The following is an 11,097-nucleotide window of genomic DNA, read 5'->3' on the forward strand; positions in this document are numbered from 1 at the left end:
GGGTCGCCGTGACGACTCGCCTGACACTGCTCGCGTTTGCTCATGGGGATTCCAATAATGAAAAACCCTTATGCTCCCGCTTTCTGGTGCGTGCTCTTCGCACTGGTGCTGTTATCGGCCGCGTATTTCTACGGCGTCATGCTCGCTCACCAACTCGACAAGGCGATGGTGTTTCTCGACAGCGCCTGCCTGGTGATCGGCACCTTGTCCATCGGCGTCGTGGCCTGGGCCTCGTACCAAAACCAACGGGTCAAGAAAAAACTCCTCGAACAAGGCAAGACCCGTGTGGCGATCTGGGACACCAAGGTCGCGCTGCGCCGGGTCGAAACCGTGTTCGACCGCTATTTCTGGGGCAGTTATTGGCAGCCCGGCCGCACCTTCCAGGAAGTCATGGGCGACCTGACCGGCACGCCGTTGGAAAAAAGCCTCGAAGTCCTGAAAAAACAATGCGTCGCGCTCGATAAACAGGTAGCCGATGGGCGGCACTGGCTCAGTAATGCACGGGAACTGTCCGATGTCGCCACCCAGATGGCCCGTGAGCGCTACCAACTGGACTTCTGCGACCCCAAGTCCGATACCCCCGGCAATGCGGTCATACACCGCGAGTTTGAGGTGCTGGTGTACACCTGGACGGCGCGGTTGAAGAGTTTCGATCACCAGTTGGATGAAATCGAGCTGGAGTATTCCTGAACTACTACTGAACTGATCCCTCTGAAAGGCTGGGCCGTTTGCGGCCGCCAGTGCTAATCTTCCCCCGCTTTCGGCGGGCTTGAGCCAACCCCTACAGGGTTCAAGGAAGACAGCCCACTTCTCACAGGATTTGATCAGGTCACTTCATGAATAAGCCAGCAGTCGTTCTTTTGGGTTTTGTTGTCGCCGTAGGCGTCGTCAGTGCAGGCGGCGCCTGGTACACCGGTAAACAACTGGAGCCGGTGCTGCAAACCGCGATCCAGAACGCCAACAAGGAACTGCAGACTTCCATGGCCGGCGTCGATGGCACCGTGGCCCTGGAGCTGGTCTCCCTGGACCGTGGCGTGTTCAGCAGCACCGCCCATTACCGCTTGAAAGGCCAGGGTTCGGTCTTCGGCGAAGAAAACCCTAATCCCGAACTGCTGTTCGTCGACCATATCGAACACGGCCCGCTGCCGTTCTCGCGCCTGGTGACGCTCAAGTGGCTGCCGGTCATGGCCACCAGTCACTACGAGCTGGAAAAAAACGCCACCACCGAGAAGTGGTTCGCGGCCGCCAAAGACGTGTCGCCGCTCAAAGGCGTGGCCAATATCGGCTATACACGCTCGGTCAACGGCAACATCGAGTTTCTGCCCCTGGAGTTCAAGGACGCCGCAGCTTCGGCGAGCTTCTCCGGCGCCAACCTGAATTTCGATAGCACTGCCGAAGGCCAGAAGGTCAAGGCTGACGGCTTCATGAACAGCTTCAAGATCGCCGGGCTCGACGCCAAGGGCGAAGCCTTCGAAGCTGAACTGTCTGGCCTGACTATCGCCAGCAACCTGGAAAAGTCCACCTTCGGTTTCTACACTGGGCAAAACACCGTTGAACTGACCGACAGCAAGTTCACCTTCGGCCCGCAGAAAGCCGTGCTGACCGTCAAAGGCTTCGAGCAGAAAGACTCCAGTGAAACCAAGGACAACAACCTGGCGGGTCGCGTCGACTACAAAATCGACGAGATCGGTTACCAGGGCAAACCGGTGGGTTCGGCCGCCTTGGCGGTGAGCATGAAGAATGTCGACATCCCGGCGATGCTGCTGTTGACCAAGCTGTACCAGGACAAGATGCAGCCGGTGCAAGCCGCTGCGGCCGCCGGCCAACCGGCGCCGGAGCTGCAACTGAGCGAAGCCGAGCAGGCCCTGGCCGAAGCCAACGTGAATCAGGTACTGGCCGCCAAGCCGCAAGTGGCGGTGGAAAACCTGTCGCTGAAAACCACCCACGGCGAAAGCAAGTTCAGCCTGTTGGTCGACCTGGCCAAACCGGCGTCTATGGAACTGCCGCCGGTTGAGCTGGGCAAGCAGATGATTGCGCTGCTGGACGCCAACCTGACCCTGTCCAAGCCGATGATCGCTGACGTTTCCGCGCTGCAGGCACAACTGGGTGGCGTGACCGACCCGAAAGCCATCGAGCAGCAATCCCAGATGGCCGCCGAGATGGTCAGCGGCATGGCGGTGGGCACGCAGTTGGCGACACTGGTGGGCAGCGACGTGGTGTCCAAGCTGCACTACGCCAACAATGAAGTGACGTTCAACGGCCAGAAGATGACCGTCGAGCAATTCATTGGGTTTGTGATGGCCAAAGTCGGCGCGGTCAGCGGCGCGCAGTAAATATTTCGCCCTGGCTCGCAAATAAGTAATGGGGCAGCGAGCGTGCCCGCAACAGAGGTCAAACGGCTGGCGTTTACCCGTCCAGCGCCCCTCTGTTGCAGGCAAGTGCGCTCCCATATTCACATTTCAGATTTGCCCCGCAATTCTGAACAATTGTTCTGAATTGGCCTTCTTCCTACTTTCCTAAGAGATAGTTCACACAGGAAAGCTAGGCCGGGTCATTAGACGTCGGCACCCTGCAGCAAATCGCGCAGGACCACCTATCGTTACAGCTTTCCGTGTGTAAGGAAGCTCACGATATGTTGCGAAACCTACCACTCAGTGCATCAGGCCGGTTGCGACTGCTTATCGGCGCAGCCTTATGCAGCCAACTGTTGATGCCCACCTTCGCCATGGCCGATCCCGCCTATGACGCCCTGATCATTCAGGCGCGCAACGGCAACTTCACACCTGCGCTGACCCAACTGCGCCAGCTGTCCGCCGAGCGCCAGACGCCGGGCCAGGTCAGCGATCACCTGGTGATTGCCGGGTGGGCCGGCCAGGACGCCGAAGTGCTGAAGGTGTACGAGGCCGAGGGTAAACATCGCAACCTCAGTACCCAGGCGCTCGCTACCGTGGCGCGCACCTATCGCAATCAAAAACAGTGGGCCCAGGCTGAGACGGTCTATCGCCAGGCGCTGTTGCGTGAACCGAATAACATCGACCTGCAACTGGGCCTGGCCCTGACCCAGGCCGACGGCGGCAAGGCCAGCGAAGCCGTGCAACGCACCCGCGCGCTGGTAGCCGCCAAGCCCGATGACCCCAACCGACGCATGGCGCTGGGGTATGCGCTGACCCGTGCCGGCCTGAACTACGACGCGTTGTTTGAATTCGACCAGGCGTTTATCCGGGCCGGCGACAAACCTGACGTTGCCCGTGAATACATCGTCGCCCTGCAAAAGGCCCGCTTGCCGGAACCTGCGTTGCGCCTGTCGGCCCAGCGCCCGGGCCTGCTGGACCCGGTGACCCAGCGCCGCCTGGAAGGCGACCTCGCCGCCGAGCGTGTGCGCATGGCCGAGTTCGCCACACGCAGCGAAAAAGACCGCTACGTGATCGCCGACCGCGCCCTGGCGGACTACGACAAACTGCTCGCCCGCTGGACCCCGGACGCCACCGCCCATGACGACGTGGTGCGCTGGCGCATCGACCGCCTGGGCGCACTCAAGGCCCGGGCGCGCACCGCCGAGGTGATCCGCGAGTACGAAGTGCTGAAAGGCGAAGGCGTGCAACTGCCGACCTACGCCGTGCGCTGGGTGGCCGCGTCCTACCTCGACCAACGCCAGCCGGAAAAAGCCGAGCCGCTGTATCGCCAGGCCCTGAGCGCCACCGACGCCGAGCCCGATGACCGGGTCGAAGACACCACCGCGCTGTTCTACGCCTTGCAGGAAAGCGACAAGGGCGAGGATGCCAACGAGGTCGCCAAGGGCCTCGCCAACAGCCAGAAGCCTCGTGTCGAACTCAAGGGCCTGCCCGTCGGCAACCCCAACGATGCGTGGATGGACGCCCAGCAACTGTCGGCCCAGGCCGGCGTCTACGGCGGTGACCTGCCGGGCAGCGAAGCCGGTTTGGAAGCGCTGGTCGCCAAGGCGCCGGGCAACGTTGGCCTGCGCCTGGCCCAGGCTGACATGTACCGCGCCCGCGATCTGCCACGCCGCGCCGAAGGCATTCTCAAGGAAACCGAAGCCCAGGCCCCGCGTGACATCGGCCTGGAAGTGAGCCAGGCCTACACCGCGATGGACTTGCAAGAGTGGCGACAAATGGATGTGCTCACCGACGACGTGGTCGCGCGCAACCCCGACAACCGCCAAGTGCAGCGCCTCAGCCGCCTGCGCGATGTGCATGACATGGCCGAACTGCGCGTCGAGGCCTACACCGGTAAAAGCTTCGGCGGCGGCAACAACAGCGATGCGGGGGCGGTGTCGGGGAGCCGCGACTGGGGCATCGAAAGCCGGCTCTACACGCCGCCCATCGACGAAGACTGGCGCCTGTTCGCCGGTGCCGGCTATGCCCGTGCGGATTTCGAAGAGGGCACCGGCCAGCATCGTTGGCAGGTGGTCGGCGTAGAGCGGCGCACCCGCGACATGACCATCGAAGCCGAAGTGTCCAACCACTCCTACGGCGATGGCTCCAAACAAGGCGCTGCGGTCTCGATCGCCCGTGACATCAACGACAACTGGCAATACGGCGGCAGCCTCGGCTACCTGCTGAGCACCACGCCGTTGCGCGCGTTGAATGACGGGATCACGGCCAACGGCGGCAGCGGGTTTGTCCGCTGGCGCGCCAATGAAAGCCGCGAGTGGAAACTAACCCTCAGCCCGTCCCATTTCAGCGACGGCAATGACCGCTTCGAAGCTTTGCTCAGCGGCCGCGAAGGCCTCTACAGCTCGCCACGGGTGCAAGTCGACCTGGGCCTGGAAGTCGGCGCCAGCCGCAACAGCAAGGAAGACACGGTGTACTTCAATCCGAAGTCGGATTTCACCGTGCTGCCCGTTCTCAACATCAACCATGTGCTTTATCACCGCTACGAGACCCAGTGGAGTCAGCAGTTCCAGGTCGGTGCGGGTACCTATAGCCAGCGCGATTACTCCACCGGCGGCATGGCCTTGATTGGCTACGGCCAACGCTTTCGCTGGAACGATGTACTCGACGCCGGCGCCAACCTGAGCCTGATCAGCCGACCTTATGACGGTGATCGCGAACGCGATCTGCGCCTGCTCGTCGACCTCACTTACCGTTTCTAAAAGAGCCTGACCATGACCTTCCTCAGCCGTTGCTTGTTGGTTCTGGGTGTATTGCTGGCCAGTGCCTGCGCCCAACAACCCGCCCCTTTCACCCCGCCTGCCGAGCGGCCGACGCCGCTCAACGAACAGGCGTGGCCGAAAAACCACTTCCTGGGCATTGCCTACCACGACGTGTCGGATCGCGATCCCGACCAGGCCGTGGTGGCGGTGCGCACCGAGCGTTTGATCGAACAGTTGGCCTGGCTGCGCGAGAACGGCTACCAGGCGGTCAGCGTTGACCAGATCCTGGCCGCACGCCGTGGCGGCCCGGCATTGCCGCCCAAGGCGATCATGCTCAGCTTCGACGATGGTTATTCGAGCTTCTATACCCGCGTGCTGCCGATTCTGCGCGCCTACCGCTGGCCGGCCTTGCTGGCGCCGGTGGGCAGCTGGATCGATACGCCGCTCAACCAGCCGGTGGACTTTGCCGGCTCGCCACGGCCGCGTGGTGAGTTCCTGACCTGGCAGCAGATTCGTGAAGTGTCCCAGTCTGGCCTGGTGGAAATCGCCGCGCACACCGATGCCAATCACAAAGGCATCCTGGCCAACCCCCAGGGCAACCTCGAGCCGGCCGCGACCTCCCTGCGTTATGACCCGGCCACGGGGCGCTATGAAAGCCAGGCGCAGTTCGATGCGCGGTTGCGTGCGGATGTGGTGGCGATCTCCAACAAGATCCAAACCGTGACCGGCAAGAAACCACGGGTCTGGGTCTGGCCATACGGCGCCGCCAAAGGCACCTCGCTGGCCATCGTCGGCGAACAGGGCTACCAGATGGCCCTGACCCTGGAAGACGGCCTCGACAGCCTTGGCGACCTGATGAACAGCCCGCGCTTCCTGGTGGCCTCCGACCCGGATGGCGAGCACTTCGCCAACAGCATCGTCGCCGTGCAAACCCCGGTACCGCTGCGGGTGCTGCACGTGGACCTGGACAACGTGTACGACCCGGACGCGGCCCAACAGGCGCGCAACCTCGACCAACTGGTGCAACGCGTGGTGGACATGGGCGCCGGTACGGTGTTCCTGCAAGCGTTCGCCGACCCCAAGGGTGACGGCCTGGTGCACTCGCTGTACTTCCCCAACCGCCACCTGCCGGTGCGCGCCGACCTGTTCAACCGCGTCGCCTGGCAGTTGCATACCCGTGCCCATGCCAGCGTGTATGCGTGGATGCCAGTGCTGAGCTTTGCCCTTGACCCCAAGCTGCCACGTGTCACGCGTTGGGACCCGGAAACCGGCAAGGTGGCCACCGACCCGGATCAATACAAACGCCTGTCGCCGTTCGACCCACAGGTGCGCAAAATCATCGGCGAGATCTATGAAGACCTCGCGCGCAACAGTGCCATCGACGGCGTGCTGTACCACGACGACGCGGTGTTCTCGGACTTCGAAGACGCCAGCCCCGCCGCGCTCAAGACCTATGCCGCCAACGGCCTGCCGGGCAGCATCGAGGCCCTGCGCGCTGACCCTGCGGTGATGCAACGCTGGACGCGCTTCAAGAGCCGCTACCTGATCGACTTCACCAATGAGCTGACCGCCAAGGTCCGCGCTATCTCTGGGCCGCAGGTGCTGACCGCGCGCAATATCTTTGCCGAGCCGATGCTCAACCCGCAGAGCGAAGCCTGGTTCGCACAGAACCTCGACGACTTCCTCCAGACCTACGACTGGACGGCCCCCATGGCGATGCCGCTGATGGAAGGCGAAACGCTGAAGAACTCCAACGCCTGGCTGGAAAAACTGGTGGCCACGGTCAAGGCCCGCCCCGGAGCCTTGCAGCGAACCGTATTCGAACTGCAAGCCAAAGACTGGCGCACCCCGGCAGCCCCCGACCTGTCCGCCGAACAAATGGCTGAATGGATGGGTGTACTCAAGCGCCAGGGTGTCACGAGTTTTGGCTACTACCCGGACAACTTCCTGGAAAACTCCCCGGACCTGAAGACTGTGCGTCCGGCCCTTTCCAACCAATGGAACCCTTGACCATGTTCGACAGAATCCTGGCTTTATTCGTGCTGGCACTGGTATTGGGTGTGCCCCTGGGCTTGATCTTCCTGGTCACCGGGCAGTTCCTGATGGACTTCGTGTTTTTCTACCCGCTGTTCATGTCGGCGTTGTGGATCGCCGGCGGCTTGTACTTCTGGCTGCACTGGGAGCGCCACTGGCCCTGGGAAGAAGACACCCCGGCGCCGACCCTGGCCGGCAACCCGCTGATCTCGATCATCATCCCTTGCTACAACGAGGGTGATAACGCTGCCGACACTATCCATGCGGCGCTGGGCCAGCTGTACCCGAACATCGAAGTGATCGCGGTCAACGACGGCTCCAAAGACAACACCGCTGCGGTGCTCGACGCCCTGGCGTTGGAGCATCCGCGCCTGCGGGTGCTGCACCTGGCGCAGAACCAAGGCAAGGCCGTGGCCTTGCGCATGGGCGCTGTGGCGGCGCGCAGTGAGTACCTGGTGTGCATCGACGGCGATGCGCTGCTCGATAAAAATGCGGCGGCCTACATGGTCGCGCCGATGCTCGATAACCCGCGCCTGGGCGCCGTGACCGGCAACCCACGCATCCGCACACGCTCGACCTTGATCGGCCGCGTGCAGGTGGGCGAGTTCTCCTCGATCATCGGTTTGATCAAACGTACCCAGCGCGTGTTCGGGCGGATCTTCACGGTGTCGGGTGTGGTGGTGGCGTTCCGTAAGAAGGCACTGGACCGTATCGACTACTGGTCCACCGACATGATCACCGAAGACATCGACGTCAGCTGGAAGCTGCAACTGGACCACTGGAGCATCTTCTACGAACCCCGCGCACTGTGCTGGATCCTGATGCCCGAAACCGTCGGCGGCCTGTGGAAACAACGCCTGCGCTGGGCCCAGGGCGGCGCTGAAGTGCTGTTCAAGAATATCCGTGGCATTTGGCAATGGCGCCACCGCTACCTGTGGCCGCTGCTGTTCGAATACTGCCTGTCCACCGGTTGGGCCTTCACCTTCCTGCTGTCGGTGATCTTCTGGGGGCTGGGCAAGTTCATGGTGTTGCCGCAGGCGATTACCGTGGACTCCCTGGTGCCGCCGGCGTTTACCGGGCTGGTGTTGGCGATGGTGTGCCTGGTGCAGTTTGCGGTGAGCATCCTGATCGACCGGCGCTACGAGAAAGACCTGTGGAAAACCCTGTTCTGGACCGTGTGGTACCCGATGGTGTTCTGGCTGGTCAGCCTGTTCACCACCCTGGTCAGTTTTCCCAAGGTGCTGTTCAACCAGCACCAGAAGCGCGCGCGCTGGGTCAGCCCGGACCGCGGTATCAAACCTGCTGAAGAGGAGGCGTGATCATGAAACTGGTCAGAACTCGCCAAAGTACCGTGATGTGGATCATCGACGTGATCTTGACCCTGATGGCCTGGGCCGGGCTGGTCTGGCTGTTGGTGCGCGGGATCAACTCGATGCTGGAAACCCACGGTGGCCCACGCATCGAGGCGCCGATTTTCGCCGCGCTCAACACGTTGCAGATCTACCTGTGGATTGCATTGTTCAACGCGGTGATCCTGGTCACCTGGGCGCGTTACCAGCAACGCAAGGGACGCAAGTTCGCCCAGCGCCGCGCCGAGGCCAAGGCCCTCTCCGACAAGAGCCTGAGCGAGAGCTTCAGCCTGGCGGAAGGGGACCTGGAGCAACTGCGCCGGCCGGGCGTACTGGTGATCCACAACGACGAAGAGGGCGGCGTGTCGGAAGTCAAAGCCCATGTTTCCCGTGACGTGGAAAAGCCAGGCTTGACCCTGGTGCCGGGCAAGGACCAGAACAAAGACGCCAGCTAGTGTTGTAAACCCAAAAGCCCTGATCAGTTAAGGGCAACCCCAGTACCCGTGGCGAGGGAGCAAGCTCGCTCGCCACGGGTAACTTCTCGCGCATTGTATTTATTGCGACCCAATTCACAAAAACGCCGCGAACTTTTCGGCGTTTTCCGGTACTAACTTATCTCGGCAATAACTTGATGGCCAATTAGTGGCAACTTTCAAGTTATCCGACGAATCGCTATCAAAACAGCTGCCGCCTGTCGGAATACTATTTCAAGTTTCAGGCTGCCTACTTGTTTGATAATTTTTTGTTGTTATCAATCAATGTGTTGCGTGGATAGCTAGTACGATTGTGCAACTAACTCAACTTCTTGGGTTGGTGCGATTTCGATGTTAGTTTCGCGGCCCTTGATTTTCGACGGACCGAATATGTCTTTTCTATTACCACGGACTCGGTATTTTCTATGCACTTTACTGCTCGCTTATTTGAGTATTAACAGTGCTGTGGCCGCCCCTACGCCAGGGGATCAGGACCTGATCCGCGATCGCCAGAACCGCCTCCTCGAAGAGCAGCGCCGCCGCCTGGACGAGCTCCAGGACCTGCCCGGCAAAGCCAGCAAGCCACAGGCGCCGGCACTGCCTGCCGACACCCGTTGCTTCCCCATCCAGGACATCGAACTCAAGGGCGCCGACAGCCTCTCCGCCGCCGACCGCACACGCTTGCTCAAGCCCTATGTCGGCCAGTGCCTGGGCGTTGCCCAGCTCAATCAACTGCTCAAGGTCATCACCGACCATTACATCACCAAAGGCCGCGTCACCAGCCGCGCCTACCTGCCGCAGCAGGACCTTTCCAGCGGCCATCTACAGGTGCTGGTGGTCGAAGGCAAACTCGAAGGCTTGAAGGGGGCCCAGGGCAGCACGGTCACCGACCGCGAGCTGGCTATGGCGTTTCCGGGCAAAGTCGGCGCGGCGCTCAACCTGCGCGAAGTCGAGCAACTGGTGGATCAACTCAGCCGCCTGCCGTCCAAGCAGGCGCAGATGGAATTGACCCCCGGCAGCCAGATCGGCGGCAGCGAAGTATTGGTCAAGAACCAGCCGCAAAAGCCTTGGCGTGCCAGCCTGTCGCGCAATAACGACGGCCAGAAAAGCACCGGCGAACAGCAGTGGGGCGCGGGCCTTGAGTGGGACAGCCCGCTGGGCCTGGCCGATCAACTGATCCTGCGCGGTGGCCATGACGCCATCAGCGACCACCAGAAAACCTCGAAAAACAGCATGCTCTACTACAACGTGCCGTGGGGCTGGTGGAACTTCAGTTACACCTACAGCGAGAGCGAGTACCGCGCGCCGGGCGACCTTGACGGCTACAAGTACAAGCAAACGGGCGACAGCCAGAACCACCAGGTGCGTGCCGAGCGCGTGGTGCATCGCGATGACGTGAGCAAGACCTCGGTCAACGTCGGCCTGACGCATCTGCGCACCAACAACTACTTCAACGACGAGCGCCTGGACGTCAGCAGCAACCGCCTCAGCGAGTTCCAGGTGGGCATCAACCACGGGCGCCGCATCGGCAATGCCTTCGTCAACCTGGATGTCGGCATGCAGAACGGCACCGGCGCCTTTGACGCCCAAAAGGATGACCAGGAACGCATCCGCGGCAACCTCACCCCAACCCCGCGCTACCGCAAATACACCGCCACAGTGAGCTACCTGCAACCCTTCACGCTGTGGGGCGAATCGTTGAGTTTTTCCAGCCTGGCCACCGGACAGCGCAGTGAAGACGTGCTGTACCCGGCGCAACGCATGAGCCTCGGCGGTTCGTACTCGGTGCGCGGGTTCAAGGACCAGCAACTGACCGGCGACAGCGGCGGCTACTGGCGCAACGAAGTGCGCTGGGCACGCCCGGTGACCCTCGACTGGATGCGCCCCGCCTTTGCCGAATACGGCGCCAGCGTCGGCTATGACCAGGGCGTGATTCGCAACGATCGCTACAACGATGACCAGCACGGCAGGGTGTCGAGTAACTCCCTGGAGCTGTTCGCTCGCGGCAAAAACGTCAGCACCAGCGTGACCTTTGCCCACTCCCTGGAGCGACCTGGCGTGATGACCGAGCGCGAAGCGCCGATCTATTTCCGCCTGGATTTCTACCTGTAATTCAACGCCCGCAGCC

7 protein-coding genes are annotated in these 11,097 nt (G+C 61.9%); all 7 read left to right on the top strand.

Features of this window, described 5'->3' with window-relative positions; all coding sequences use genetic code 11:
• Positions 1-57: 57 nt before the first annotated feature.
• Complete coding sequence (locus PspS35_RS00730) at positions 58-690, top strand: NADH:ubiquinone oxidoreductase subunit N (protein WP_159932350.1); 633 nt, start codon at positions 58-60, stop codon at positions 688-690.
• Positions 691-836: 146 nt separating this feature from the next.
• The gene (locus tag PspS35_RS00735; protein ID WP_159932351.1) at positions 837-2,333 is read left to right on the top strand and encodes a YdgA family protein; all 1,497 of its coding nucleotides are present in this window, start codon (positions 837-839) and stop codon (positions 2,331-2,333) included.
• 299 nt (positions 2,334-2,632) lie between these two features.
• Positions 2,633-5,113, top strand: a complete 2,481-nt coding sequence (gene pgaA, locus PspS35_RS00740; protein WP_159932352.1) for a poly-beta-1,6 N-acetyl-D-glucosamine export porin PgaA — start codon at positions 2,633-2,635, stop codon at positions 5,111-5,113.
• Between the two features lie 12 nt (positions 5,114-5,125).
• Positions 5,126-7,123 carry a poly-beta-1,6-N-acetyl-D-glucosamine N-deacetylase PgaB gene (gene pgaB, locus PspS35_RS00745; protein WP_159932353.1) on the top strand — a complete coding sequence of 666 codons (1,998 nt, stop codon included), beginning with the start codon at positions 5,126-5,128 and terminating at the stop codon, positions 7,121-7,123.
• A 2-nt stretch (positions 7,124-7,125) separates the two neighbouring features.
• Entirely contained in the window at positions 7,126-8,466 is a 1,341-nt protein-coding gene (pgaC, locus tag PspS35_RS00750; RefSeq protein WP_159932354.1) for a poly-beta-1,6-N-acetyl-D-glucosamine synthase, read from the top strand.
• A 2-nt stretch (positions 8,467-8,468) separates the two neighbouring features.
• On the top strand, positions 8,469-8,951 hold the full coding sequence (gene pgaD, locus PspS35_RS00755) for a poly-beta-1,6-N-acetyl-D-glucosamine biosynthesis protein PgaD (RefSeq protein ID WP_159932355.1): 483 nt from the start codon (positions 8,469-8,471) through the stop codon (positions 8,949-8,951).
• Positions 8,952-9,359: 408 nt separating this feature from the next.
• A complete protein-coding gene (locus PspS35_RS00760) occupies positions 9,360-11,081 on the top strand; it encodes a ShlB/FhaC/HecB family hemolysin secretion/activation protein (protein ID WP_159932356.1) in 1,722 nt (573 codons plus the stop codon).
• Positions 11,082-11,097 lie beyond the last annotated feature (16 nt).

This window comes from Pseudomonas sp. S35 (assembly GCF_009866765.1).
Classification (GTDB): Bacteria; Pseudomonadota; Gammaproteobacteria; order Pseudomonadales; family Pseudomonadaceae; genus Aquipseudomonas.

Coding starts and splice junctions, on each gene's coding strand:
- PspS35_RS00760 (WP_159932356.1), top strand. CDS start 9,360: ATGTCTTTTCTATTACCACGGACTCGGTATTTTCTATGCACTTTACTG.
- pgaD (WP_159932355.1), top strand. CDS start 8,469: ATGAAACTGGTCAGAACTCGCCAAAGTACCGTGATGTGGATCATCGAC.
- PspS35_RS00735 (WP_159932351.1), top strand. CDS start 837: ATGAATAAGCCAGCAGTCGTTCTTTTGGGTTTTGTTGTCGCCGTAGGC.
- pgaB (WP_159932353.1), top strand. CDS start 5,126: ATGACCTTCCTCAGCCGTTGCTTGTTGGTTCTGGGTGTATTGCTGGCC.
- PspS35_RS00730 (WP_159932350.1), top strand. CDS start 58: ATGAAAAACCCTTATGCTCCCGCTTTCTGGTGCGTGCTCTTCGCACTG.
- pgaC (WP_159932354.1), top strand. CDS start 7,126: ATGTTCGACAGAATCCTGGCTTTATTCGTGCTGGCACTGGTATTGGGT.
- pgaA (WP_159932352.1), top strand. CDS start 2,633: ATGTTGCGAAACCTACCACTCAGTGCATCAGGCCGGTTGCGACTGCTT.